This window comes from Xenorhabdus innexi (assembly GCF_002632485.1).
Lineage (GTDB): Bacteria > Pseudomonadota > Gammaproteobacteria > Enterobacterales > Enterobacteriaceae > Xenorhabdus > Xenorhabdus innexi.
Window position 1 is genome coordinate 36833 of sequence record NZ_NIBU01000016.1, and the last position, 25249, is coordinate 62081.

23 protein-coding genes and 1 tRNA gene are annotated in these 25249 nt (G+C 44.7%); 9 read left to right on the forward strand and 15 right to left on the reverse strand.

Features of this window, described 5'->3' with window-relative positions; all coding sequences use genetic code 11:
• Positions 1-19: 19 nt before the first annotated feature.
• Positions 20-301, reverse strand: coding sequence for a type II toxin-antitoxin system RelE family toxin (locus Xinn_RS08685; RefSeq protein WP_086954677.1), 282 nt, complete (start codon positions 299-301; stop codon positions 20-22).
• A complete protein-coding gene (locus Xinn_RS08690) occupies positions 291-542 on the reverse strand; it encodes a type II toxin-antitoxin system Phd/YefM family antitoxin (protein ID WP_086954678.1) in 252 nt (83 codons plus the stop codon). Before Xinn_RS08690 ends, Xinn_RS08685 begins: the two co-directional genes overlap by 11 nt.
• Before the next feature lie 277 nt (positions 543-819).
• Here Xinn_RS08690 and yhjD point away from each other — a divergent pair, with 277 nt between their 5' ends.
• Together yhjD and Xinn_RS08700 are read left to right on the forward strand one after the other, a co-directional pair.
• The gene (yhjD, locus tag Xinn_RS08695; protein ID WP_086954679.1) at positions 820-1791 is read left to right on the forward strand and encodes an inner membrane protein YhjD; all 972 of its coding nucleotides are present in this window, start codon (positions 820-822) and stop codon (positions 1789-1791) included.
• Between the two features lie 55 nt (positions 1792-1846).
• Positions 1847-2053, forward strand: a complete 207-nt coding sequence (locus Xinn_RS08700; protein WP_086954680.1) for a 2-hydroxymuconate tautomerase family protein — start codon at positions 1847-1849, stop codon at positions 2051-2053.
• A gap of 152 nt (positions 2054-2205) precedes the next feature.
• Here Xinn_RS08700 and Xinn_RS22680 read toward each other — a convergent pair whose 3' ends face one another.
• The 11 genes from Xinn_RS22680 to glyQ all read right to left on the reverse strand — a co-directional run bounded on the left by Xinn_RS22680 (position 2206) and on the right by glyQ (position 14538).
• Entirely contained in the window at positions 2206-2343 is a 138-nt protein-coding gene (locus tag Xinn_RS22680) for a thioredoxin domain-containing protein (RefSeq protein WP_244590171.1), read from the reverse strand.
• A gap of 134 nt (positions 2344-2477) precedes the next feature.
• Positions 2478-3947: an insulinase family protein gene (locus tag Xinn_RS08710; protein ID WP_086954681.1), complete on the reverse strand. Its 1470-nt coding sequence runs from the start codon at positions 3945-3947 to the stop codon at positions 2478-2480.
• Positions 3948-4113: 166 nt separating this feature from the next.
• On the reverse strand, positions 4114-4815 hold the full coding sequence (locus tag Xinn_RS08715; RefSeq protein WP_086956528.1) for a HAMP domain-containing protein: 702 nt from the start codon (positions 4813-4815) through the stop codon (positions 4114-4116).
• Positions 4816-5029: 214 nt separating this feature from the next.
• Positions 5030-6028 (reverse strand): dipeptide ABC transporter ATP-binding subunit DppF, encoded by a 999-nt coding sequence (dppF, locus tag Xinn_RS08720; RefSeq protein WP_086954682.1) that lies wholly within the window; start codon positions 6026-6028, stop codon positions 5030-5032.
• Entirely contained in the window at positions 6025-7005 is a 981-nt protein-coding gene (dppD, locus tag Xinn_RS08725; protein ID WP_086954683.1) for a dipeptide ABC transporter ATP-binding protein, read from the reverse strand. Before dppD ends, dppF begins: the two co-directional genes overlap by 4 nt.
• Positions 7006-7014: 9 nt before the next feature.
• A complete protein-coding gene (dppC, locus tag Xinn_RS08730; protein WP_086954684.1) occupies positions 7015-7917 on the reverse strand; it encodes a dipeptide ABC transporter permease DppC in 903 nt (300 codons plus the stop codon).
• Positions 7918-7927: 10 nt separating this feature from the next.
• On the reverse strand, positions 7928-8947 hold the full coding sequence (gene dppB, locus Xinn_RS08735) for a dipeptide ABC transporter permease DppB (protein WP_086954685.1): 1020 nt from the start codon (positions 8945-8947) through the stop codon (positions 7928-7930).
• Between the two features lie 145 nt (positions 8948-9092).
• Positions 9093-10703 (reverse strand): dipeptide ABC transporter periplasmic-binding protein DppA, encoded by a 1611-nt coding sequence (gene dppA / locus Xinn_RS08740; protein WP_086954686.1) that lies wholly within the window; start codon positions 10701-10703, stop codon positions 9093-9095.
• Between the two features lie 565 nt (positions 10704-11268).
• Positions 11269-11345, reverse strand: a tRNA-Pro gene (locus tag Xinn_RS08745).
• Between the two features lie 190 nt (positions 11346-11535).
• Positions 11536-13605, reverse strand: coding sequence for a glycine--tRNA ligase subunit beta (gene glyS, locus Xinn_RS08750; RefSeq protein WP_086954687.1), 2070 nt, complete (start codon positions 13603-13605; stop codon positions 11536-11538).
• 9 nt (positions 13606-13614) lie between these two features.
• Positions 13615-14538: a glycine--tRNA ligase subunit alpha gene (gene glyQ, locus Xinn_RS08755; RefSeq protein ID WP_086954688.1), complete on the reverse strand. Its 924-nt coding sequence runs from the start codon at positions 14536-14538 to the stop codon at positions 13615-13617.
• Between the two features lie 195 nt (positions 14539-14733).
• On the opposite strand from glyQ, the gene Xinn_RS08760 reads away from it, so the two are divergent.
• The 3 genes from Xinn_RS08760 to Xinn_RS08770 all read left to right on the forward strand — a co-directional run bounded on the left by Xinn_RS08760 (position 14734) and on the right by Xinn_RS08770 (position 17901).
• The gene (locus Xinn_RS08760; RefSeq protein WP_086954689.1) at positions 14734-15297 is read left to right on the forward strand and encodes a DNA-3-methyladenine glycosylase I; all 564 of its coding nucleotides are present in this window, start codon (positions 14734-14736) and stop codon (positions 15295-15297) included.
• 163 nt (positions 15298-15460) lie between these two features.
• Positions 15461-16717 (forward strand): valine--pyruvate transaminase, encoded by a 1257-nt coding sequence (locus tag Xinn_RS08765; RefSeq protein ID WP_086954690.1) that lies wholly within the window; start codon positions 15461-15463, stop codon positions 16715-16717.
• An 830-nt stretch (positions 16718-17547) separates the two neighbouring features.
• Positions 17548-17901 (forward strand): YceK/YidQ family lipoprotein, encoded by a 354-nt coding sequence (locus Xinn_RS08770; RefSeq protein WP_169923556.1) that lies wholly within the window; start codon positions 17548-17550, stop codon positions 17899-17901.
• A 65-nt stretch (positions 17902-17966) separates the two neighbouring features.
• On the opposite strand, the gene Xinn_RS08775 is transcribed toward Xinn_RS08770, so the two are convergent.
• Complete coding sequence (locus Xinn_RS08775; RefSeq protein ID WP_086954692.1) at positions 17967-19283, reverse strand: YidR family protein; 1317 nt, start codon at positions 19281-19283, stop codon at positions 17967-17969.
• A 137-nt stretch (positions 19284-19420) separates the two neighbouring features.
• On the opposite strand from Xinn_RS08775, the gene Xinn_RS08780 reads away from it, so the two are divergent.
• Entirely contained in the window at positions 19421-20038 is a 618-nt protein-coding gene (locus tag Xinn_RS08780) for a trimeric intracellular cation channel family protein (RefSeq protein ID WP_086954693.1), read from the forward strand.
• An 85-nt stretch (positions 20039-20123) separates the two neighbouring features.
• On the opposite strand, the gene ligB is transcribed toward Xinn_RS08780, so the two are convergent.
• A complete protein-coding gene (gene ligB, locus Xinn_RS08785) occupies positions 20124-21842 on the reverse strand; it encodes an NAD-dependent DNA ligase LigB (protein WP_086954694.1) in 1719 nt (572 codons plus the stop codon).
• Between the two features lie 305 nt (positions 21843-22147).
• Here ligB and gmk point away from each other — a divergent pair, with 305 nt between their 5' ends.
• From gmk to spoT, 3 genes are read left to right on the forward strand one after another with little or no spacing between them, the layout of a single operon-like run.
• Positions 22148-22771, forward strand: a complete 624-nt coding sequence (gene gmk / locus Xinn_RS08790) for a guanylate kinase (RefSeq protein WP_086954695.1) — start codon at positions 22148-22150, stop codon at positions 22769-22771.
• Positions 22772-22825: 54 nt separating this feature from the next.
• Positions 22826-23101 carry a DNA-directed RNA polymerase subunit omega gene (gene rpoZ / locus Xinn_RS08795; RefSeq protein WP_086954696.1) on the forward strand — a complete coding sequence of 92 codons (276 nt, stop codon included), beginning with the start codon at positions 22826-22828 and terminating at the stop codon, positions 23099-23101.
• An 18-nt stretch (positions 23102-23119) separates the two neighbouring features.
• Positions 23120-25246: a bifunctional GTP diphosphokinase/guanosine-3',5'-bis pyrophosphate 3'-pyrophosphohydrolase gene (gene spoT / locus Xinn_RS08800; protein ID WP_086954697.1), complete on the forward strand. Its 2127-nt coding sequence runs from the start codon at positions 23120-23122 to the stop codon at positions 25244-25246.
• The last annotated feature ends 3 nt before the right edge of the window (positions 25247-25249 follow it).

Below are 25249 nucleotides of genomic sequence, written 5' to 3' on the forward strand. Positions count from 1 at the left end.
GTTATTCTGAGTCATAGTCTTATAGGCTATCGGCGAGTTTATAAACCTCGTCATCAGCGCGTTTACCAACAGCAATCACAAGCAGCAGTAACTTTTCATCAATGACTTCATAAACCAAACGATATCCTGATGACTTAAGTTTGATCTTGTATCTGTTGGTACGTCCACTCAGTCGAGATGCCGGAACATGAGGATTTTTCAAACGTTCAGCCAGCTTCTTTTTAAGCAGCTCCCGTATTGTATGCCCCAAACTCCGCCACTCTTTAAGCGCCCGTTTCTCAAATTCAAGTTTATAAGTCATCGAGGCTGACACTCACAAATTCAGGATCTTCTAGTCGCTCATCTGCAATACGATTGAGTTCAGCATCTTCTGCCAATTCCCGATAATAAGCATATAACTCTGGTGGAACGCAGTAAAATGCTGGCTCATTACGATTCAAGATAGCAACTGCGCCCCCTTCTCCTTCTGCAATCGTTCCCATTGGATTGCGTTTTAAATCAGTAATACTGGCTGCAATTGTTGTTAATATTTTATAAGCCATATTAGTCTCCAGAAAGCGATGATGTTTTTATAGAATCTTTAAAAGAATTATATTAGCACCTTTAAAAGCACTAATAAAAGATTCTTAATAACTTCATTCCGATTACCTGTGAAGATAATCAATGTCGCTTGTCGGTAAACAGCCTGTAATCCACTTTCGAGCTATAGTAAGGTTAGGAGCATTGATGTTCGCAACACTGACTTGGAGATAAAATGACAACCGTTTTTATCGCTGAATCTATCGCAATCAAAAATACGATAAAAATTAAGAGGATGTAATGCCAAGTGATTTAAAAAAAGGGCAGCATATCAATAAGGAAACGATTAATACGCCATTACAAAAGGGGCTGGATGGTGGCAAAAAAGCACTTTCAGTGACGATCCGTATTGGCAATTATATACGTCATATCCCATTTATTGCTCACCTGATCCGGGCTGCACAGCGTTTCAACGACCGAATGGGAAGCCAGTTTGGTGCTGCCATCACTTACTTCTCCTTTCTGTCACTGATCCCGATCCTGATGCTTTCTTTTGCTATGGCCGGTTTTGTGCTGGCTTCCAATCCTGATTTGCTGACAAGGCTGATCAATGGAATTGCTAATAGCATCAATGATCCATCACTGGCAAACACACTGAAAAACAGTGTTGATACCGCCATAAAACAAAGGACAACAGTCGGGTTAACAGGTCTGGCAATTGCGCTTTATTCCGGCGTGAACTGGGTCGGCAACCTGCGTGAGGCAATTCGCGCCCAGTCCCGCGATATTTGGGAGCGCACTCACGAAGATAAGGAAAAAATCTATTTTCAGTATATCCGCGACGTTTTCTCCCTGTTCGGCCTGCTATTCGCATTAGTTATCACACTTTCCCTGAATTCCATTGCCGGTTCTGCTCAGGCAAGCATCGTCCATGCCCTTGGTTTAGAAGATATCGAATGGCTGCGCCCAGCCTGGACATCCATTGGCATGTTCATTTCCATTTCTGCCAATTATCTGTTATTCCTATGGATATTATGGATATTGCCCCGTCATCAGCCTGAACGGAAAGCCCTGTTTCAGGGAACCCTGATGGCAGCTATCGGATTTGAAGTTATTAAATCCATTATGACAATGATGCTGCCACGCCTTGCCAGCTCACCTTCAGGGGCTGCCTTCGGTTCAGTGATTGGCCTGATGGCATTTTTCTATTTCTTTGCCCGACTGACCCTATTCTGTGCTGCGTGGATAGCCACCGCAGAGAAAAAAGAGTGACAAACCGAGACAGCTTCATCAGAAGCATTCTATAAAAAACTAAAAGGAGTCATCTATGCCATTTGTGAACATCAAAATCACCCGTGAAGGGGCTACAGCTGAACAGAAGAAACAATTAATTGAAGGCGCAACCCAGTTGCTGGTGGATGTACTTGGCAAAAATCCGGCCACCACCTTTGTTATCATTGATGAAGTGGAAACGGATAATTGGGGAATTGGTGGCAATAGCGTGACAGAAGTACGAGCTGCTGCGAAGAAATAAGATATTTTCCAAATATGAAATAAACGATTAGGGCGAATATCTCGCCCTTTTTGATCTTTTTATTTTAAGGCCCTGTTGCCGGTTCAGGTATTAAAATTCCACGTTGTACTACCGGTCTGGTTGCAATTCTTTCATGCCACTCACTTAGATTTTTATACTAAACAAAGAAGGATTGCCGCAGACTCAAAAATAGTCGTATTTGTTTCGCTGTCAAATATAACAGGAATGCGCCCATGCGGATTAAGCCGTAAGAATTCCGGTAATAAATTCTCACCTTTATCAATCTGCACATGGTTTAATACATATGGAACCAAGCTCTTCCAACGCAATTGTTATTTTAAATCCGTTAGGAGAGCTGTCAGTATAAAGGTTAATCATAGAATTTTCCTTTATGGGTTAAATATTACGCATTGAATATTAAGTATTAACCTGCACTTCCCGATATTTCAACCGCCTTCGGTTCTTCCGGTAATGGACCCGGACGCATAATCTGGTTAAAGCTGCCTCTGAGCTGATTCACATCAACAACTGATTCCCCTTTCGGCTGCACAAGAATGAATGAAGTTTCCTGAGATAACATCTCGTTCAGTTTTTTGTTCAACACTTGTGGTGTGAGAGAGGATAAAAATATCTGTCTCAATCTGCTGTATTGTTCAGGAGCAATATCTATCACATTATTCTGTTGGGAAATCAGACGTTGGTTAATCAGTACATCTGTGTCTGTACGCGCATATACGGCAAAAAGATGCTGAAGTTGAATGCGCTTCTGCGTATACAGTTCATCAAACTGCTCTTGTGGCAACCCGCTTTCACGTAGTGATGCCAATGCAGAAGCCAGATAAAGTGTGGCATCATTCAGTTTGTCTGATGCAACATTCATATTTAAGTAGCAGTTTGCCCGTTGGTACACAATCCGACAGTCTAAATCCAGTTTGGCTTCATTTGGCTTTTCTTTCATCTTCAGTTGCAAATAGTGGTAAAGCGCCTCACGGGCAAGTTCATTTGACCAGTGCTGAAAGAGTGTCTGAGAGTCATTAATCGGCTGCCAATTCAGATTCCAGGCTAAAGAAAGCCTGTCCTGTCTGGCTTTCTCACTTTCGACTCCCAGTGTTTCTGTTTTTAATGGCTGTAAGATGGGAACAGCAACCGGAGTCTGCCGCTTACCTTCCAATGATGAAAATGCCTGATTAAGGCGTTCTGGTAATACCCGACTATCAACATTACCCGCAATATATAAAGTCATTGCATCCGGTGTATACCATTGCCGATAGAACTTTTCTACTTTCTTCACATCCACTGGAAGGGATACGCTCGCTCCGGGATCATGGCCAATCAGTGTTGAACCCTGTAATCGCATACGCCATACAGGATCATCAATGTCTGATGGCAAAGTCGATACCAGATGTTCCGATGTTTTCATGGCCGGAGCCAAAGTCTGTTCTGTGAATACAGCGCCTCCCGCAATATCAGCCAGCCATATCAGTGCATCCTGCAATAATTCAGGGCGATTATTTGGCAAACTGAGGCTATAAAGGGTGAAATCATATGAAACTATGGCTGGCGGGAAAGGGTTTTTACTGTCAACTACGTTGTGCCACAGGTTTTCCAATTTTTGCGAGGATAAATCTTTACTGGAAGAGAGTACGACTTTTGGTATGAGATAAGTGTAACCTTGCTGATGGTTTTTCTCTGCCAGAGATCCGGTTTTCACCATTAAACGCAACTGTATTCTGTCATTCGGGCGTTGTGGCGTTTGCAGAATTTGCCAGCTGAACCCATTTTCCAGTTTTCCCTGTTGCCAGGCAGGGTCAGGCTGTAAAGTCTCAGCTTGAGCAAAGTAAGTTGTAGCCAGAATGATGCCACCAATAAGATATCCGATTTTCTTGCCTTGCATTCTCACTTACCCCTACCTGTTTAATTTTATCCTTGCCTGAACTAATAAAGGTTCTGGATATTATCGCAGACTCTTATACACTTCGTCTTTCAAGCTGCCTCTTTGTTGGCTACGCATTTTGAAATTCATTGTATATAGACCTTTATTTACCCTGTAAGGTTTCATTTTATCGAGACTTTTGCTTATTCATCTGACGATTATAACCTTTTACCAGAAGACCCAGTTCATCATCCTGATGACCTTTGGGGCTAGGCATAGGAACTGGCGGATGTTCTTCATTCAGTTCCTTAGCGATATCACGCAATGGATGTATGATGATACGATTGATGCACCAACTTACCGACACTGTAATGATAAGCGCGAGCAATAAGTAAGTGGTTAACATTAATGCCAGTGTATTTAATGCAAAGCGATACACACGGTTGGAATCAACCTGTAGGATGAGATGCCCTTGTGCTGCCAGATCTTGTGTTGAAATACCGTAAATATGTAAAGGAATATTCACTTCAACAGGGATACCAAACACTCGTTTTGCCAATTCTGGTATCGGTCGGTGGGTTGCAAAATCCAGACTCATAATCCGCGAGTTATCCCTTGAGATCAGTTCAGCCCGCCCTAAAATGCCCGATGTTTTCAGCCCGATCAGTAATGTTTTTGCTGTGTTGAGATCGGATCTTAATAAAGCCTCTGTCAGAGGAGTTTGAATCTGAGCTGCCGCATTATGGAGTTGGTTAATATAATCATCTTTTCGCTGCTGCAACAAATGCGATAATTGGATAGTAATGAAAATAGCAAGAGTGACCAAAGTGACTCCAGTCACTGCCGCCATTTGTTTAATAGTTAACGAACGTTTGACACGCGATTTCATTTTATCCAAACCAATACTCAGCCAAAGACGGGCTATCACACCTTATTAATGCGACTGAGTATACTTGATTTTTATTCTTATCGTCTCGTTTAGATGAAGCCCCCGCCGTAAGTGGCGGGGGAGGTCAGACCTTAAAAGATTAATCGTTACCACTGTAATCATCCGAAGTCCATTCGGTATGAATCAGCTAACGTTATATTACGGCCTATGGTAATTAGGTCGGTGGGTTTTGATTCTGTTCAACCGCAAAGCAAGCAACCAATCGTTCACCATATTGTTTCAGTTCAGGCTGGAGCTGAGTACATGGCCCAAACGCATGACGGCAACGGGCTGCAAAAGCACATCCCGGAGGAGGGTTCATCGGACTGGGCAATTCTCCTGTTAATTTGATACGTTCACGACGAAGCTCAGGGTTTAAACGTGGTGTTGCAGACAAGAGTGCCTGAGTGTAAGGGTGACGCGGATTATTGAAAATCGCATGTTTGTCGCCCTTTTCAACACAACGCCCCAAATACATGACCATCACTTCATCCGCAATATGTTCAACAACGGAGAGGTCATGAGAAATAAACACATATGACAGACCCAGTTCTTGCTGCAAATCCATCATCAGGTTCAGAACCTGCGCCCGCACCGAAACATCCAGCGCAGAAACAGGTTCATCAGCAATGACCACATCAGGATTCAGCATTAATCCACGGGCAATCGCAATACGCTGGCGCTGACCGCCGGAAAACATATGGGGATAGCGCTGATAATGTTCAGGTTTTAACCCCACTTTCTCCATCATTTGCAGAACTTTTTCCCTGCGTTCTGCTGATGTCAGTGTTGTATTGATAAGCAGGGGTTCTTCCAGAATCTGCCCCACTTTTTTTCGTGGATTCAATGAGGCATAAGGGTTCTGGAAGACAATCTGGATTTTCTGACGCCGGAGTTTTTCCGCTTCTTTATCAGGTAACAATAAATCCTGCCCCAGATAGTACAGCTCTCCTTCTGTCGGCTTTTCTATCATTGTCAACAGGCGCCCTAACGTGGATTTCCCACAGCCAGACTCCCCGACAACAGCCAATGTTTTGCCTTTTTCCAGTTCAAATGAGACACCATCCAATGCTTTAAGCATCCGCTCAGATGAAAATATCCCTGCTTTGACCGGATAATATTTTTTTAACCCGATAGCTTTCAGCAAAGGAACGGCGGTTTTTTCCATACTCATATCGTTGGCCTCCCATCATCATTCAGCGGCATATGACATTTAACCTGACGCTCTCCAACGACCTTCAATTCAGGCTCAGTCTGATAACAATGCTCTGTGGCATAAGGGCAGCGCGGATTGAGCAAACATCCGACAGGACGATCATATTTCCCCGGAACAACCCCCGGCAATGAAGCCAAACGAGCCTTGTCTACTGCAAATTCCGGTAGCGCCCGTAATAATGCTTGTGTATAGGGATGACGCGGCGCTTTGAATATTTCCGTCGCCTTCCCTGCTTCCACTACCTGACCGGCATACATCACAATAATATGTTGTGCGGCTTCCGCGACCAGTGCCAAATCATGAGTGATCAGGATCAGAGCCATATTTTCCCGCTGTTGTAACTCAAGCAGCAGTTCAATGATTTGAGCCTGAATAGTAACGTCCAGCGCCGTTGTCGGTTCATCCGCAATCAGCAATTTTGGCCGACAGGCTATTGCCATCGCAATCATCACACGCTGGCTCATTCCTCCTGATAACTGATGCGGATAAACATCCAGACGAGATGCAGGATCGGGGATACCCACCAAAGTCAGCAAATCAATCGCACGCTGATAACGGGTTTTACGACTGCCTCCCTGATGAACTTTCAGCGCTTCCATAATCTGATAGCCCACGGTATAGCAGGGATTAAGGCTGGTCATCGGGTCCTGAAAAATCATCGACACCTCTGCACCAATCAACTGACGGCGCTCTTTTTCAGATATTTTCGTCAGATCGCAGCCATCAAACTCCAGCTTTCCTGCCATCACTTTGCCCGGATAATCTATCAACCCCATAATCGCCAGTGAACTGACGGATTTACCAGAACCTGATTCCCCGACAATACCGACAACCTGCCCCTGCTCAACCCTGTAGCTGATACGGTCAACGGCGCGGAATGGTGCATCTTCGTCACCGAAGTGCACCGATAATTGGTCTATATTCAACAATGCCATTCCATACCCCTACTGCTTGAGCTTAGGATCGAGCGCATCACGCAACCCGTCTCCCATCAGGTTAAATGCCAGTACCGTCAACAGGATCGCCAGCCCCGGAAAGGTGACAACCCACCAGGCACTCTGAGCGAACTGCAATACATCTGACAGCATGGTTCCCCATTCAGGAGTAGGCGGCTGTGCTCCCATTCCCAGAAAACCCAATGCAGCCATATCGAGAATGGCGTTCGAGAACCCTAATGAGGCCTGTACAATCAATGGGGCAAGGCAGTTTGGCAGGATATTAATGAACATCTGGCGTATTGCACCCGCACCAGCTACCTGAGAAGCAGTCACATAGTCACGGTTCACTTCCACCAGTACCGCAGCCCGCGTCAGACGGATATAGTGAGGCAGTGCAACAAATGTCAGCGCCAGTGATGCATTGACAATAGAGGGGCCGAAGATAGCCACCAACACCAGTGCTAACAGCAGGCTGGGCAAGGCCAGCATAATATCCACCAACCGCATGATGGCTGCATCAATAGCACCGCCAAAATAACCGGATAAGAGACCCAGAATAATCCCCATCACCAGCGACATCACGACAACCAGACAGCCAACCAGTAAGGAAAGACGGGCGCCATACATCAGGCGGGAAAGGATATCTCGCCCAACATCGTCAGTACCAAGAATAAACTTCCAGCTTCCCCCTTCCTGCCATACCGGCGGGAACAGCAGAGAATCACGGAACTGTTCCGCCGGGCCATGTGGCGCCAAGACGTTTGCAAACAACGCAATCAACAACATCAGTACAATGTAGGCAAGGCCGATAACCGCCCCTTTATTGCGTTTAAAGTAATGCCAGAATTCCTGTATCGGCGTCATCATTTTTGGCGCACTTGATACTGTTTGCTCAGTAAGTTGAGTCATCATGTGCTCCTTATTTCTTATGCCGGATACGTGGGTTGACGATGCCATAAAGCAAATCAACCACAAAATTGACCAGAATGATCATGGTTGCTACCAGCAATACCCCGCCCTGTACCACCGGATAATCCCGCCGCTGGAGAGCATCAATCAACCAACGCCCCAGCCCCGGCCATGAAAAAATCGTTTCCGTCAGAATCGCACCCGCCAGCATAACGCCGACTTGCAGGCCAATTACCGTGACTACAGGCAGTAACGCATTACGCAACGCATGAATGATAATGACTCGCAGGCGACTCAGCCCTTTTGCCCGTGCGGTACGGATATAATCTTCGCCCAATACTTCCAGCATGGAGGAGCGGGTCATACGAACAATGACCGCCAGTGGGATCGTCCCCAATACAACCGCAGGCAGGATCATATGCATCACAGCATCAACGAAATCGCCATCTTCCCCCCAAAACAGGGTATCAACCAGCATAAAGCCGGTCAGGGGATAGCTGTCATCAAGGAATACACTATCGCTTATGCGACCGGAAACAGGAGTCAGGTTCCAGTGAACAGAAACCAGCATGATAAGCATAATACCCCACCAGAAGATGGGCATTGAGTAGCCGGTCAGAGACAGGCCAACAGCGGTATGATCAAAGACAGAGCCACGTTTGACTGCCGCCAGTACACCAACAGGGATACCGACAGAAATTGCAAATAGCATGGCACAGACGCCTAACTCCAATGTGGCCTGAAACCGGGGGACAAACTCATCCCACACCGGAATACGGCTTTTCAGGGATACCCCCAAATCACCATGAAGTATCCCATTGATATAATGAAGGTATTGCTCCCAAAGAGGCTTATCCAGCCCCATCATTGCCATCAGTTCGGCATGACGCTCAGCCGAAACACCACGCTCCCCTGCCATAATGAGTACCGGATCACCGGGGATCATGTGCACAAAAGCGAAAGTCAGCAGAGTAATGCCAATAAACGTCGGGATCACCAGCCCCAAACGTCGGAGGATAAATTGCAGCATATCCTGAATTCTCTTTTTTAATTATTCGTTACAGCTCTCAGGCTGTTTATGTATTACACAGACCTGCTTGCCTACCAGAGAAGTACAACCCTTCCCCCAAGAAAAATCTGGGGGAAGGGTTAATCACAAAAAATCAGGAACAGGATTATTTGAGATCTACGTTGTAAAAGAGGTGCTTGCCGAGTGGATCAACCACGTAACCTTTCACTTCCTTGCGAATAGGTTCGTAAACCGTGGAGTGGGCAATAATCAATGCAGGAACCTGTTCATGCATCACTACTTGCGCTTGCTTATAAAGCTCAGTGCGTTTGGCTACATCAGCGACTTCACGCGCAGGCAGAATGATGTCCTCAAATTGTTTATCACACCATTTTGAATAGTTAGAGCCTTGTTGTTTAGCTGCACAACTGAACAACGTACCAAAGAAGTTATCAGGATCACCATTATCCCCTGTCCAGCCCATCATCACGTTTTGAGGTTCACCATCTTTGGCTCGTTTCAGATATTCACCCCATTCATAAGTAACGATTTTGGCTTTCACGCCAATTTTGGCCCAGTCAGCCTGAATCATTTCTGCCATACGGCGGGCATTCGGATTATAAGGACGCTGTACCGGCATTGCCCAAAGATCGGTTTCAAAACCATTCGGGAAGCCGGCCTCTTTCATCAATTCTTTAGCTTTCGCGGGATCATAGGCGTAATCTTTCACATCATCGTTATAGCCCCACATGGTCGGTGGGATCAGATTTTTCGCTTTCTGGCCAGCTCCCTGATATACAGCCTCAATAATGGCATCTTTGTTCACCGCCATTGTCAGCGCCTGACGAACTTTGAGGTTATCCATTGGCTTTTTGGTGACATTGTAAGAAACATAACCGACATTCAGCCCTGCCTGTTCTTTCAGGACGATGTCTTTGTTCTGTTTCATACCCGCAATATCGGCCGGATTCGGATAGGGCATGACCTGACACTCATTTTTCTGTAATTTTGCATAACGTACAGAGGCGTCAGGGGTAATAGAGAAGACCAGACGGTCAATTTTCGCGGCTCCTTCCCAATAATCTTTAAACGCTTTATAGAGAATGCGGGAGTCTTTCTGGTACTGCACTAACTGGAATGGCCCTGTTCCAACGGGGTTGAGGTCAACTTTCTCCGGTGTACCCGCTTTCATCATGACATCAGCATATTCTTTGGAAAGAATCGAAGCGAAATCCATTGCCAGATTAGCTAAGAAAGGGGCTTCAGGACGGGATAGCTCAAAGCGAACAGTATAATCGTCCACTTTTTCTATTTTACTGATGATATTTCCCATATCCATGCCGATAAAGTATTCATAGCTGCCACCGGAAACTTTATGGTACGGGTGGTTTTTATCCTTCTGGCGCATAAAGGTAAAGAGAATGTCATCAGCATTGAAATCGCGGGTTGGTTTAAAATCTTTACTACCCTGCCACTTCACACCCTTACGCAAATGGAAGGTGTAAGTTTTACCATCATCGCTCACTTCCCAACGATCAGAGAGGCTGGGAATAATCTCTGTTGTGCCTAATTTGAAATCTACCAGACGGTTATAAATAGGTCTGGCACTGGCATCAAAAGTTGTACCAGAGGTAAATAATTGAGGATTAAAACCTTCAGGTGAACCTTCTGAGCAATAGACCAGTGTTTTTGCCTGCACACCAGCAGCTACAGCTAAAGAAACAAGACCAATGCCCAATTTCAGTAAACCGGGCTTTTTCTTTTTGGAGATAGTCATTACGGAAGCTCCGTTTGTGATGTTTATTGTGCCTTAGCCAAGCCCAGAATTTCCTGCCTGAATATCACTGTCCCGGCCTGTGTTATTTTCTTCGCTTATCAATTAAACAATTGTCATGCCTGACGTCAATATAACCCTGACAACAAATGAAACATCATAAAAACATAAAAGAAAAAAAATATTAACAATTATGGTCAAAAAACATAATATCAGGTGAAAATACGGTCAAAAAAACCACAAAAGCCACAAGTGATCAGAATTTCATACTATGATTTATAATTTTAAATTTGTGACCGGATACTTAAATAATGACAATAAAGAGTTATGGGAAAAGTAAGTAAGACAGGAGGCCGAACTGAATAAAGAAAAAGCAAACTATTCATTTCATCCGATTCAGATGGGATTAATACACTATCAACTGAATTAGTTAGTCAGACCTTTTCGGAATACGGGATTCGATTTATCAATGCCCGACTATAGGTGATAGAAAATAGAAATAGGCGACTAATTTTTTTGTTTTCCACAAACGAAAAAACCCCGCTCAAAGAGCGGGGTTTCAGAATGCTGGTCGGCGAGAGAGGATTCGAACCTCCGACCCACTGGTCCCAAACCAGTTGCGCTACCAAGCTGCGCTACTCGCCGAAAACGAAGCGCATCTTACTGCCAGTAGCGCAGATCGTCAATAGCTTTTTAAAAATAACCGGTTATTTGGCTATAATGCAGCCAAATAACGTACAGTTACGTCTAAAACGTGCAATATACCAGCAACAAAAAGCCTCGCATTAAGCGAGGCCTTGAGGTCAGCAACCCGATAATATTTATCGGCTTCTGCTTACTGTAACAATGAAATATCCGCAACCCGCAGGAACAGATCACGCAACTCACTCAGCAATGTCAGACGATTTACCCGTACTTGCAGGTCTTCGTCCATAACCATCACGTTGTCGAAGAATGCATCCACAACTTCACGCAGGGAAGCTAATTCAACCAATCCATCCTGATAGTTACCTTCAGCAAACAGAGGAGCCAGTTTTTCTTTCAGAACAACCAGATGTGTCGCCAACTGAATTTCTTCCGCCGCTTTCAATACGGAAGCCTGAACTGCATCATTCAGCTTCTCTTCTGATTTCGCCAGAATATTGGAAACACGTTTATTAGCCGCAGCCAGAGAAACAGCTTCATCCAGTGTACGGAAATGCGTTACCGCTTTCATACGGGCATCAAAGTCAGCCGGTTGAGTCGGGCGACGAGCCAGAACTGCCTGAATGGTATCAACGCTGTATCCCTGCTCCTGATACCAAGTGCGGAAACGGCCGAGCATAAACTCAACAACATCATCCACAACTTTATCATTGGTCAGCTTATCACCGTACAAACGAACGGCTTCTTCTGCCAGTGTCTGGAGATCGAGAGGTAATTTTTTCTCAACAATAATACGCAGTACACCCAGCGCGGCACGACGCAAAGCAAATGGGTCTTTATCCCCTTTAGGATGCTGACCGATACCGAAAATGCCAGCCAGTGTATCCATTTTATCAGCAATCGCTACTGCGCAAGAAACGCCGTTTGATGGCAGATCATCACCAGAAAAGCGTGGCTGATACTGTTCATTCAGCGCCAGCGCCACATCTTCAGCTTCTCCATCATGACGGGCATAATGCATTCCCATCACACCCTGCGTATCGGTGAACTCAAAGACCATATTGGTCATTAAGTCACACTTGGACAATAAACCTGCACGGGTAGCGTGAGTAACATCTGCTCCGATTTTTTCAGCAATCCAGCCAGCCAGCGCCTGAATGCGATCTGTTTTATCACGCAGTGTACCCAACTGCTTCTGGAACAGAACCGTTTCCAGACGCGGCAGGTTATCTTCCAGACGCTGTTTACGGTCAGTCTTAAAGAAGAATTCAGCATCTGCCAGACGCGGACGTACTACTTTTTCATTACCTGAGATGATCTGCTGCGGATCAGAAGATTCAACATTGGCAACGAAAATAAAGTTCGCCATCAATTTGCCGGAGTTATCGTAAACCGGAAAATATTTCTGGTCGCCTTTCATGGTATACACCAGAGCTTCTGCCGGTACTTCGAGGAATTTTTCTTCGAATTTTGCTGTCAGAACCACAGGCCACTCTACCAGCGAAGTCACTTCTTCCAGCAGACTGTCCGTCAGATCCGCTACACCGCCAATCTGGGTTGCTGCCAGCTCTGCATCACGCTTAATCAGTGCCTTACGTGTTTCATAATCCGCAATAACCCGACCACGTTCCTGCAAAATTACTGGGTACTGTTCCGCGTTATCAATCGTGAATTCTGCTTCACCCATAAAACGATGACCACGGATAATACGATCAGATTTGATACCCAGAATTTCGCCTTCAATCAGCTCGCTGCCCAACAACATAGTGACAGTATGCACAGGACGAACAAACTGGGTCTCTTTATCACCCCAGCGCATCAGTTTAGGGATAGGCAGTTTAGCCAATGAGCTGCTTACCATATCTGCCAGCAACTCTTTGGCTTCACGGCCTTTAACCTGTGCCCGATACAGCAGCCATTCACCTTTATCAGTTACCAGACGCTCTGCCTGATCAACGGTGATCCCACAGCCTCGCGCCCAGCCTTCTGCTGCTTTGGTTGGTTTCCCTTCCGCATCAAACGCCTGAGCAATTGCCGGGCCACGTTTTTCTACTTCACGATCAGCCTGTGCCGCCGCCAGATTTACCACCTTCAACGCCAGACGGCGGGGAGCAGCAAACCAGCGAACTTCACCATGACCCAGATTGGCGTTTTTCAGTTCTGTTTCAAAATTGGCCGCAAAGGATTCAGCCAGTGAACGCAGCGCCTTTGGTGGCAACTCTTCTGTGCCGATTTCCACAAGGAAAGTCTGTTGAGTCATGATGGCCTCTTAATTTTCTGTTACACCGTTTTTATTACACATCGGGAAGCCAAGCGCCTCGCGGGAGGCATAGTAAGCTTCAGCAACTGCTTTGGTCAGAGTACGGATACGCAGGATATAACGCTGACGCTCAGTCACGGAAATCGCTTTACGGGCATCCAGCAGGTTAAACGTATGACCAGCTTTCAGAATACGTTCATAAGCAGGCAATGGGAGAGGTGTCTCCAGTGCCAGCAACTCCTGCGCTTCTTTTTCATACTGCTCAAAACAGGTGAACAGAAAATCCACATCTGCATGTTCGAAGTTGTAAGTAGACTGCTCAACTTCATTCTGGTGATAAATATCACCATAAGTGGTTTTACCCAGCGGGCCATCACTCCACACCAGATCGTAAACGCTGTCTACGCCCTGAATATACATAGCGAGACGCTCCAGACCGTAAGTGATTTCACCGGTAACTGGCTTACACTCAAGACCACCAACCTGCTGGAAATAAGTGAACTGAGTCACTTCCATACCATTCAGCCAGACTTCCCAGCCCAGACCCCAAGCTCCCAGCGTCGGGTTTTCCCAGTTATCTTCAACAAAGCGGATATCGTGAACGGTAGGATCAAGCCCCAGCTCTTTCAGTGAACCAAGATAAAGTTCCTGAATATTATCTGGAGAAGGTTTGATGATTACCTGAAATTGGTAGTAATGCTGAAGTCGGTTCGGGTTTTCACCGTAGCGACCATCAGTCGGACGACGGGATGGCTGCACATAAGCAGCAGCAATAGGCTCAGGCCCTAAGGCACGCAGGCAGGTCATAGGGTGAGAGGTTCCTGCGCCGACTTCCATATCCAATGGTTGGACAACGGTACAGCCTTGACGCGCCCAGTAGTCCTGTAATGTCAGGATAATTCCCTGAAAGGTTTTGGTATCAAACTTTTGCATGTTGAATCCGCACGCGATACATATGAATTTAAACGAAAGGAGTCAGTATACCCTTTGAACGTAAGATATACAGCACTGATCACCCCCCAATTTTGTCCCTGTATAAAAAAATCTTATTCGAATCACTTTACATGGATATTCATCCAGCTAAACTTGGTGTAATTATTCATCAATTCCTGTGGAGACGTGCAACTCATGAATAAAGAAATAACCCGCTGTGGCTGGGTTACCTCTGACCCGGATTATCTGGCTTATCATGACAATGAGTGGGGGAAACCATTAAAGGATAGCCAACAACTGTTTGAATTGATTTGCCTTGAAGGGCAACAGGCGGGTTTATCGTGGTTCACTATTTTGAAAAAGCGGCAAGGTTACAGAAATTGTTTCCACCAGTTTAATCCCGCAAAAATCGCCAGAATGGATGAAAATGATGTCGAGAGACTAATGAAAAACCCTGCTATCGTCCGTCATCGCGCAAAAATTAATGCCATTATTGATAATGCCCGTGCTTACCTGAAAATGGCCGAACAGGGAGAAAATTTCAGTGAATTTATCTGGCAGTTTGTCGATGGTTCTCCACAAATAAATCACTGGGAAACACTGGCTGAAGTACCTGCCAAAACTGACCTTTCTGACGCTCTTTCAAAGGCACTGAAAAAACGCGGATTTAAATTTATCGGGAGCACAACCTGCTATGCTTTTATGCAGGCTGCGGGCTTGGTGGATGATCATATCGCAAACTGTCTATGTCGAGAATGATCGGTACAGGAAAAGTGACTTCTCACCGCCCTATCGGGCGAGGGTTTACGGCGAAATTGCTAAGAATCAGTGCATAAAAGTAGGTGACAATATAATAAGGTGCAAGGTATGGTGTCTTCTTACCTTACTCCTACAAAATACAAACAAAGACGTAACAGCCGTTATGAAATTCTCTCAATTCGGAAACAAATTCACACAAGAGTCAGGGATTACTCGCCTGATGAATGATCTCAATCAGGGTTTGAGAACACCCGGAGCGATTATGCTTGGTGGTGGCAATCCTGCCCATATTCCTGAAATGGATGAGTATTTCCAGCAACTATTGACAGATATGGCGCTAAACGGACAATTAACTGAAACTCTGTGTAACTACGATGGCCCACAGGGAAAAAATACGTTAATCGCAGCACTGGCAGAAGAATTACAGGAAAAACTAGGCTGGGATGTTCATCCACAGAATATTGCCCTGACTAATGGCAGCCAAAGTGCTTTTTTCTACCTGTTTAATTTATTGGCAGGACGTGATGAAAATGGTTCGATAAAACGGGTTCTGTTTCCTCTTGCACCTGAATATATTGGCTATTCTGACTCTGGTCTCGATGAAGGTTTATTTGTTGCCAATAAACCTAATATAGAATTATTACCCAACGGGCAGTTTAAATATCATGTTGATTTTGACCACCTGAATATTTCTGAAGATATCAACCTGATCTGCGTTTCCCGTCCAACTAACCCAACAGGTAATGTTGTCACGGATGAAGAGTTACTGCGTTTGGATGCATTGGCTCAAAAGCACCAAATCCCTCTGCTTATCGATAATGCCTATGGTGTACCGTTCCCGGGTATTATTTTTAGTGAGGCAACTCCGCTGTGGAACCCGAATATTATCTTATGTATGAGCCTGTCCAAGCTTGGGCTGCCCGGGGCTCGCTGTGGAATCATCATTGCTAATGAAAAAATTATTCAGGCTGTCAGTAATATGAATGGTGTGATTAGTCTGGCTCCGGGTGGCATCGGGTCAGCTATGACGCTGGAAATGATCCGCCGTAATGATCTGTTCCGCTTATCCCAGAATGTTATCCAACCATTCTATAAAAAACGGGTCGAGCAGGTTATTGAGGTCATTCGCCGCTATCTGCCAGAAGAACGCTGCCTTATCCATAAACCAGAAGGAGCCATATTCCTCTGGCTCTGGTTTAAAAATCTGCCGATTACTACTGAAGTTCTTTATCAGCGCTTAAAAAAACGGAAGGTATTAATGGTGCCTGGTCATTATTTTTTCCCCGGTCTGGAGCACAACTGGCCTCATGCACATCAATGTATGCGCATGAACTATGTGCCTGATCTGAAGAAAATAGAAGAAGGTATCCGTATTTTATCCGAAGAAATTGAGATTGCTCATCAAGAAGCAGATTCTTAAGTAGCATTTCAAAATGATCAGTGTATCCCTTATTCTGTGCGGCGCGCGGGATAAGGAGTTACCATTTGAAAAGACTCTCATTATGATGAAAAGACATTTAATTGAACAAATAAAAAAATCTCCCTCATTTAAGGTGAGGGAGTAAGATGATAACGAGGACTTTTTACCTGAGAACAGGACAGTAGTTATTAGAATCCCAAAAGAATTCTTCACACACAGTAGGAAAGGAAAACAATCCTTGTTTATACACTTTCCCTGAACTCGGTATATTTAACCAGAAAACAAAAAATATAATGGTCTGAATAAGCAGAGTTTTTTCACTTTAAATTGCCTCTACTATGTGAAATTAAGATAATTCCCGCATATTATGTGATCTAAAGCACACTTAATGAATCAAACACATATGCTTAATTATTTAACGCTGTTTTCAATTTTCTATTCTGACAGAAAATCATATCTGTTACCTGCCTCCAGATTCAGCAATTCTCAGTATGAACAGAACTAATTCCTTGTTAAATGACTTTTAATAATAGTGAGAGCCTTTTCAGTCAAAACTCAATTCGACATCCATTAAATGTAAATTTAAATAAAATAATTTCATTATGATTTTATTTCAAAATGAAATCATCGAGAGGAATTAAAGGAGGCTAAAGAAAAAATTATTCGATTTGATAATAAGTGCTATAGCAAACTGAATATTACCTAACTATAGTAAATGGTATCAAAAAGTTATTTTTATGCTTATTCATGCTTCAGAAAAAATCATGTCAGGCATAAATATAACATCTGGATACTGGCAATTAACTCATTGAGCTCAAGGAATGGAAATGATGAAAAACTATAAGCTGCTTCTATTACCTTCCACTATAGTTGGGTGGCTTCTGCTGACAGGCTGCTCCAGCATCATGGCTCACAGCGGCCCTAATCAGGGATATTACTCTGGAGCACAAGCCAATATTAATATGTTAAAAGATGATAATACGGGGTGGTTGCTGAAACCCATACTCGTAGTAGACCTTCCATTGTCAGTCTTTTTAGATACCCTCTTACTCCCCTTTGATTATGCTTTCTCTGGTCAGGATCAAACAGAAAAATCACCTAAACTTCGTATTGAAAAACTGGAAGAAAACACAAACAGCTCACAATCGATATCAGAGAACACCACTCATAATAATGAACCCTGATTTTGCCAATACCGATTAGGCTGAAGTTATCTTATCTTTGCTGTTTTTTTAGGCGCCATCATTTTTCAGGCATCGTTATTGTGCAACGATGCCTGCTCCAACCCTGTTTCAACGATGAATAGCTGCCGATACCCTTTAATATCCCGCATAAAAGCGACATATCGGTCATCAGGTGAAAAAACGATAGCATCAGCACAGGGAGCATCGTCAGTATGTTCTGTTAACCGCTTAATTTTTCCGTTCTGGCTATCACAAAGCATGACACTGTTATCACAGACGAAAGTAATGAACCGCCCCTTGCTATCCCAGTTAAATGCAGATTGTATGCCATGAACATTGTCTGTGACTTGAACCGGCTCCCCTCCATTTGGTGATATATACCATAACTGGGTAACACCTTTGTCATCTCTCATCAGGAAACAAATTTTACTGCCATCCGGTGATGTTCTTAGCCAATGCCGGGGGATATTGACTACTCCCGGATAACAATTCTGATGAGTAAACGTTAATCGTTTTTGCTTCACTCCCGCTGGTGGTGCAGGCAATTCCGTTTCAGTTCCGGCTAATGGCTGACGACCCTCAACCGCATAATCCTCATCATTCTCAGGTAGATCAACGAGATAAATTTCAGGGATTTTTTCACCATTTTCAGAATATGTATCGCCAATAAAAGCCAGCGCCCAACGCTGCCATTGCCCGTTCTCTTTCAAATATCCCTGCTTACCAATCCACCCCTCTTCATATGCCCGATTGATCTCATCACTACCGGGATGCGGTTGCGCTGTGGTTCGGCTAACAACGACTGAAAAATAGCTGCCATCGTATTCTCTCGGATGCTTTTTCGCTGAAGTCACCGCTCTTAGCGGAACAGCTACGGCTACATTACGCAAATCAAGTGCAGGATCTAACTCATGCATAACATGGTCATTATAAGTAAAACTCAAACGGCTGCTGTCAGGACTGAAAACATGCACGTGAGTGCCGCCCCGCAAGGCTCCGGCTGTATAAGGAGGCGTGATATCCAGTGCGTCAATATTGACAGCAACGCTTGGTTGGCTGTCGGAAACAATCACCCCACGGCGATGATGAAAATCATATCGCCAATGATTATCCGGGCACTCTGGGCCATGAATAAATGCGTAGCGTACCGGCTCTTGTGGGCTAACAGTGACAACCCCAACATGTGCCTCATCTTTTGCCTGATAAATAACTTCTGCCTGACCGCTACTGATATGAATTTTTTCTATCGTCAGGCCAGAAAAAGATGCTGCATCAGGACGTACATCATAAACCAGCCACTGGCTATCAGGAGTCCAGATATTTATATTAGTTATCTGATGGCTACGGTTATCAAATGTAATCTGACGTTCCTTGAATATCATTTTTTCAACCTTAATCTGCGGAGGATTCGGATAATAAAAACTAATTTTATGCAAATTTAACTAAAAATTTTTAATCGAGACGTTATTATTTCCGCATTACTCTTTACTTCTCTATTATCTTTCATCTGATTAAATTTATGCTACTTAGTGTCCTTTATATCATTGGTATCACGGCTGAAGCCATGACGGGTGCTTTAGCCGCAGGTCGTCGAAAAATGGATGTATTCGGCGTGATTATTATTGCTTCTGTAACAGCCATCGGAGGTGGTTCCGTCCGTGATATCATTCTGGGCCACTACCCACTTGGTTGGGTCAAAAACCCGGAATACATCGTGACTGTTGCTTGTGCTGCTGTCTTCACCATCTGGATTGCTCCGATGATGAAGCATCTGCGCCGTTTATTTCTCATTCTGGATGCAATCGGCCTGATTGTTTTTTCAATTATTGGTGCTCAAATCGCTCTGGATATGGATTACAGCCCGATTATTGCCGCCATTGCTGCTGTTATTACCGGCGTTTTTGGTGGCGTGCTGCGCGATATGTTTTGTAATACTATTCCACTGGTGTTTCAGAAAGAAATTTACGCAGGAGTTTCCTTTGCTGCTGCTTGGTTATATATCGCCCTATTACATACCCCCCTACATCCAAACGGCGTCATTATCATAACCCTTATTGCCGGTCTGGCTGCCCGACTCATTGCGATTCGCTATCGTCTTGGATTACCTATCTTTAATTACGACGGTGCTGATCACTGATCTGAATCTGAGCGTTTGGAGCAAATTTTTGCTCCTGCGCTCTTATCCTGCTCTACCGTGTTACTCTTCTTACGCTCAGTTACTGTTAAGGGTTTATATACAGCTCAATGCCCTGAGAAACTAATGCTTCCACTAATTCTTTAACGTCAGGATGCTGCAAAAATTTCTCAACTTTTACCCTTTGTTTAACTGATAAAGCTCTATTCACCGATAAAGTGCCATTGACCGATAAAGTACGATATTTTTGTGTTTCTACTTCTGGTCGTTGAATATCTCCGAATAATGCTCTCTCATCTGTGAATTTATCGGCATAAGGCATTCCTATCGCTTCACGCCATAGTGAAACGGGCTGTAACCGTGATTGCTGGAATTGACTGAAAATTGATTCAGCACGCTTGACTCCGATGTTCGGGATTTCAGCCAGCTGTCTGGCATCTAATGCCAACCAATCTGTTAGTTTCTTGATTTTTTGACTCTCTGCTAAAGCCATCCATGTACCCTGACCTATTCCCCTCATTTTCAACTTTTCGCCCATCCATGTCAGACGAGCAATGAACTGCTGTTGGCATGCATCATTATTCAATACAAAACAGCTGAGTGAATGAAATTGCTCTGCATCGGGAGGATGGATATCTTTTCGCTCGGCAATACGCCAAACCACTTTATCGAGTTTTGGAATACCATGCCCTGCCAGTGTTATTGTGACTTTATCACCTGGATAAACATTCCAGTGCTTCCAACGTATCACCGAACCAATATGAACGCGGCTAACCTGTCGGTCATCCAATTGAACCTTTTCCAGCTCCAGTAACACAGAGATTTTCCCTGTGCGGCCTATCCTGAATTGAATATCGCGTACAGTGGTGATTTGTTGCTGTAGAGGATATTTCCATGCAACAGCCCAACTATTTGAACCAGAACGCCATTGCCGACCAGCAGGTTCGGTTTCTTGCCTTAATACAACACCATCCGTAGCAAAAGGGAGGGGCTGGGTAAAATACATTTTCCATTTTTCTTCTGCCTCTTCGGCATTGAAAATAGGATGGCTGAATTGCTGTGTAGCCGGAAAACCCATCGAAGCCAGTTGTTCAAGCTTAACAGCCATCTCAGGCGGGCCATCCGGCCAGCTCCAAATAAATATCCCTATTTGGTTTAGTTCTGGTGAAGGTGTCTTACGCATCATCAGACCGGCTACCTTGCCACGCGCACCCTGACTACCCGCAACCGACTGACGATGCCCCTCCTGTTGCCAAAAAAGTTCTCCCTGTAACACCAGATGTGCAGGCGCATTTTTTATCTTTTCGGGAATACCGGGTATAAACCTGCTTTTATCAAGCCAGTCCATGCCTTCTGTACCATTCCCACGGCTGATTAACTCAGTCAGCTGCCCCTTCTGATAAACCAGCGTTACCGCAACTCCATCAATTTTGGGTTGTAACCAAACCTTCGAACGCCCCTGTAACCATTTCCGGACATCCTCCAGACTTTTTAATTTACGCAGCCCTGTATGCTGGACAGGATGAGCCTGTTTTCCATGATCCGGAATGGCTATTACAAAGGTATTATTTTGTGTCTGATTGAGACAATGCTGCCAGTGTGTCAGAGTTTCTGATAGCTGATCGTAAATTTCATCATCTATTTCACTAACCCCCTGTTGACGATAAAGTCGCTCCCATCTTGCTATCTGCGGTGTCAGGTGTTCAATTTCAAGCCGGAATTTTTCCTTTGACCAGACAGGGCAATCTGCAAGTGCTATCGGCATTCCACACAACAGCATCAATATTATAATTAGAAAATTAAGCATCCTTGCTCCACATGTTCCTTAAATGCAGGCAAAGAATAATGAATAAGTTTGGCTGTACCAATATGGAAAAAGAGAGTTTGCGAGGCGGTTCGGAAAATTATTGTCTTGTTGCTGCAACCACTTATTTTCTCTGAAAATGTTTCGCAAACTATTGCTTTAATCTTCATTTGGTAAGAAAAAATTTTGTTGAATCACTCTTAGGCATGTATTGTAACGCTGCATGGATTAATGTATCCGTGTATACTATGTGGGATTTTTATTCCCGCGCTTGCATTTATTAATACCCAACCAGTCAAGAAATCAGCATGAGCCAAGGAACGTTATATATTGTTTCTGCACCGAGTGGAGCAGGCAAATCAAGCCTTATTCAGGCTTTATTAAACACCCAGCCTTTGTATGACACTCAGGTTTCTGTTTCACATACAACCCGCCCTGCACGTCCAGGCGAAAATCATGGTGAACATTATTTTTTCGTCACAGCCGATGAATTCCAGAATATGATTGATCATGGTGAATTTTTGGAACATGCCTGTGTTTTCGGTAACTATTACGGCACTTCCCGTAAAGTGATCGAAGAGACTCTCACCAGTGGTGTTGACGTATTTCTTGATATTGACTGGCAGGGCGCGCAACAAATCCGCCAGAAAATGCCTGCGGCCCGTAGTATTTTTATTCTTCCACCTTCAAGGGAAGAGTTACTCCGTCGCCTGCGCGGGCGCGGTCAGGACAGCGAAGAGGTCATTGCTAAACGCATGTCTCAGGCTGTCGCTGAAATGGAGCATTATGGTGAGTATGATTACGTCATCATTAATGATGATTTCAATACCGCTCTGGCCGATTTACAATCAGTTATTCGTTCAGAACGCCTGCGTTTAGAAAGGCAGGCTCAACGACATGATGCGTTAATCAGCAAATTATTGGCAGACTGAACTAAGTTTCAGTATCATGTCCGGTCACTTATTTATCTGTGGAGTAGCACACATATGGCACGCGTAACTGTTCAAGACGCAGTAGAAAAAATTGGTAACCGTTTTGATCTGGTGTTGGTCGCTGCTCGCCGAGCACGCCAATTGCAGTCAGGCGGAAAAGACCCTCTGGTTCCAGAAGAAAACGATAAAATGACTGTTATCGCTCTGCGTGAAATCGAGCAAGGTCTTATTAATAATAAAATTCTTGATGTTCGTGAACGTCAGGAACAGCAAGAGCAGGAAGCTGCAGAAATTAACGCTGTTTCTGCTATCGCTGACGGTCGTCGTTAATTTTACGGTAGGTCTGCCTTGTACCTGTTTGAAAGCCTGAATCAGCTTGTTCTTAAATATTTGCCTGAAGATCAGATTGGTCTGTTGAAGCAGGCTTATATCGTAGCCAGGGATGCCCATGAAGGGCAGACCCGCTCCAGCGGTGAGCCATACATTACTCATCCGGTCGCTGTTGCCTGTATTCTGGCTGAAATGCGTCTTGATCATGAAACACTGATGGCCGCACTTCTGCATGATGTCATTGAAGATACACCAACGACATTTCAGGATATCGAGCAATTATTCGGGACAGCGGTCGCCGGGTTGGTCGAAGGTGTCTCTAAGCTGGATAAACTGAACTTCCGTGATAAGAAAGAAGCTCAGGCAGAAAACTTCCGCAAAATGGTCATGGCAATGGTGCAGGATATCCGTGTCATTCTGATCAAGCTGGCAGACCGTACACACAACATGCGAACCCTTGGCTCCCTGCGCCCTGACAAACGGCGGCGCATCGCCAGAGAAACGCTGGAAATTTACAGTCCGTTAGCCCATCGATTGGGTATCCATCACCTGAAAACAGAGCTGGAAGAACTGGGATTTGAAGCCCTGTATCCTAACCGTTATCGGGTGATTAAAGAGGTGGTTAAAGCCGCTCGTGGCAACCGTAAAGAGATGATCCAGAAAATTCTGTCAGAAATTGAGGGCAGATTAACGGATGCTGGCATCAAATGTACCGTCAATGGGCGGGAGAAACACCTCTACTCTATCTATCGCAAGATGCACCTGAAAGAACAGCGTTTTCATTCCATCATGGATATTTACGCGTTCCGTGTCATCGTCGACAACCTTGATACCTGTTACCGTGTTCTGGGGCAAATGCACAGTCTGTACAAACCCCGTCCCGGCAAGGTAAAAGATTATATTGCTATTCCCAAAGCCAACGGTTACCAGTCCCTGCATACTTCTCTGATCGGCCCGCACGGAGTTCCGGTTGAAGTACAGATCCGTACTGAAGATATGGATCAAATGGCTGAAATGGGGGTTGCTGCACACTGGGCTTATAAAGAGCAGGGAGAATCAGGTACGACGGCTCAAGTCCGCGCACAGCGTTGGATGCAAAGCCTGCTGGAACTTCAGCAAAGTGCCGGTAGCTCTTTCGAATTTATTGAAAGCGTCAAATCTGATCTATTTCCTGATGAGATCTACGTTTTTACCCCTGAAGGACGTATCGTCGAATTACCGGCAGGAGCAACACCTGTCGATTTTGCCTATGCAGTCCATACAGATATTGGTCATGCCTGTGTCGGGGCTCGCGTTGATCGCCAGCCTTATCCACTGTCTCAGACACTCAGTAGCGGGCAAACTGTCGAAATTATTACCGCACCAAGTGCCCGCCCTAATGCAGCATGGCTGAACTTTGTCGTCAGCTCGAAAGCACGCGCGAAGATCCGTCAGCTATTGAAAAACCTTAAACGGGATGATTCAGTCAGTCTGGGGCGGCGTCTGCTTAATCATGCACTTGGCAACGGCCTGAAAGTAGTCGATATCCCAGAAGAAAATATTGCCAGAGAGCTGGCAAGAATGAAACTTGCCTCACTTGATGATTTGCTGGCAGAAATCGGCTTGGGTAATGCAATGAGTGTCGTTGTTGCTCATAATCTGTTGGGCGCAACGGAGAAAATACCAAATAGTAATAGTGGCAATAACAATGGTAATAATAGCCGTAAACTGCCAATCAAAGGTGCTGATGGTATCCTGATTACCTTTGCCAAATGTTGTCGCCCAATTCCGGGTGACCCGATTATTTCCCATATCAGTCCGGGAAAAGGTTTGGTTATCCATCACGAATCCTGCCGTAATATCCGTGGTTACCAGAAAGAACCGGAAAAATTCATGCCTGTTGAGTGGGATAAAGATGTCAACAGCGATTTTATTGCTGAAATTAAAGTTGATATGTTTAACCATCAGGGTGCACTGGCAAATCTGACAGCCGCCATTAATGATGCAAACTCCAACATCCAAAGCATGAATACCGAAGAAAAAGATGGCCGCGTTTATTGTGCTTTCATCAGGTTGACTGCCAAAGATCGTATCCAACTGGCAAATATCATGCGTAAGATACGTATTATGCCGGATGTATTACGGGTCAGCCGTAACCGAAACTAGAGG

What these genes read in the sequence shown, in the direction of transcription:
- Xinn_RS08685 (WP_086954677.1), bottom strand. Translation starts at nt 301, where the DNA reads ATGACTTATAAACTTGAATTTGAGAAACGGGCGCTTAAAGAGTGGCGG.
- Xinn_RS08690 (WP_086954678.1), bottom strand. Translation starts at nt 542, where the DNA reads ATGGCTTATAAAATATTAACAACAATTGCAGCCAGTATTACTGATTTA.
- yhjD (WP_086954679.1), top strand. Translation starts at nt 820, where the DNA reads ATGCCAAGTGATTTAAAAAAAGGGCAGCATATCAATAAGGAAACGATT.
- Xinn_RS08700 (WP_086954680.1), top strand. Translation starts at nt 1,847, where the DNA reads ATGCCATTTGTGAACATCAAAATCACCCGTGAAGGGGCTACAGCTGAA.
- Xinn_RS08710 (WP_086954681.1), bottom strand. Translation starts at nt 3,947, where the DNA reads ATGCAAGGCAAGAAAATCGGATATCTTATTGGTGGCATCATTCTGGCT.
- Xinn_RS08715 (WP_086956528.1), bottom strand. Translation starts at nt 4,815, where the DNA reads ATGAAATCGCGTGTCAAACGTTCGTTAACTATTAAACAAATGGCGGCA.
- dppF (WP_086954682.1), bottom strand. Translation starts at nt 6,028, where the DNA reads ATGAGTATGGAAAAAACCGCCGTTCCTTTGCTGAAAGCTATCGGGTTA.
- dppD (WP_086954683.1), bottom strand. Translation starts at nt 7,005, where the DNA reads ATGGCATTGTTGAATATAGACCAATTATCGGTGCACTTCGGTGACGAA.
- dppC (WP_086954684.1), bottom strand. Translation starts at nt 7,917, where the DNA reads ATGACTCAACTTACTGAGCAAACAGTATCAAGTGCGCCAAAAATGATG.
- dppB (WP_086954685.1), bottom strand. Translation starts at nt 8,947, where the DNA reads ATGCTGCAATTTATCCTCCGACGTTTGGGGCTGGTGATCCCGACGTTT.
- dppA (WP_086954686.1), bottom strand. Translation starts at nt 10,703, where the DNA reads ATGACTATCTCCAAAAAGAAAAAGCCCGGTTTACTGAAATTGGGCATT.
- glyS (WP_086954687.1), bottom strand. Translation starts at nt 13,605, where the DNA reads ATGACTCAACAGACTTTCCTTGTGGAAATCGGCACAGAAGAGTTGCCA.
- glyQ (WP_086954688.1), bottom strand. Translation starts at nt 14,538, where the DNA reads ATGCAAAAGTTTGATACCAAAACCTTTCAGGGAATTATCCTGACATTA.
- Xinn_RS08760 (WP_086954689.1), top strand. Translation starts at nt 14,734, where the DNA reads ATGAATAAAGAAATAACCCGCTGTGGCTGGGTTACCTCTGACCCGGAT.
- Xinn_RS08765 (WP_086954690.1), top strand. Translation starts at nt 15,461, where the DNA reads ATGAAATTCTCTCAATTCGGAAACAAATTCACACAAGAGTCAGGGATT.
- Xinn_RS08770 (WP_169923556.1), top strand. Translation starts at nt 17,548, where the DNA reads ATGAAAAACTATAAGCTGCTTCTATTACCTTCCACTATAGTTGGGTGG.
- Xinn_RS08775 (WP_086954692.1), bottom strand. Translation starts at nt 19,283, where the DNA reads ATGATATTCAAGGAACGTCAGATTACATTTGATAACCGTAGCCATCAG.
- Xinn_RS08780 (WP_086954693.1), top strand. Translation starts at nt 19,421, where the DNA reads ATGCTACTTAGTGTCCTTTATATCATTGGTATCACGGCTGAAGCCATG.
- ligB (WP_086954694.1), bottom strand. Translation starts at nt 21,842, where the DNA reads ATGCTTAATTTTCTAATTATAATATTGATGCTGTTGTGTGGAATGCCG.
- gmk (WP_086954695.1), top strand. Translation starts at nt 22,148, where the DNA reads ATGAGCCAAGGAACGTTATATATTGTTTCTGCACCGAGTGGAGCAGGC.
- rpoZ (WP_086954696.1), top strand. Translation starts at nt 22,826, where the DNA reads ATGGCACGCGTAACTGTTCAAGACGCAGTAGAAAAAATTGGTAACCGT.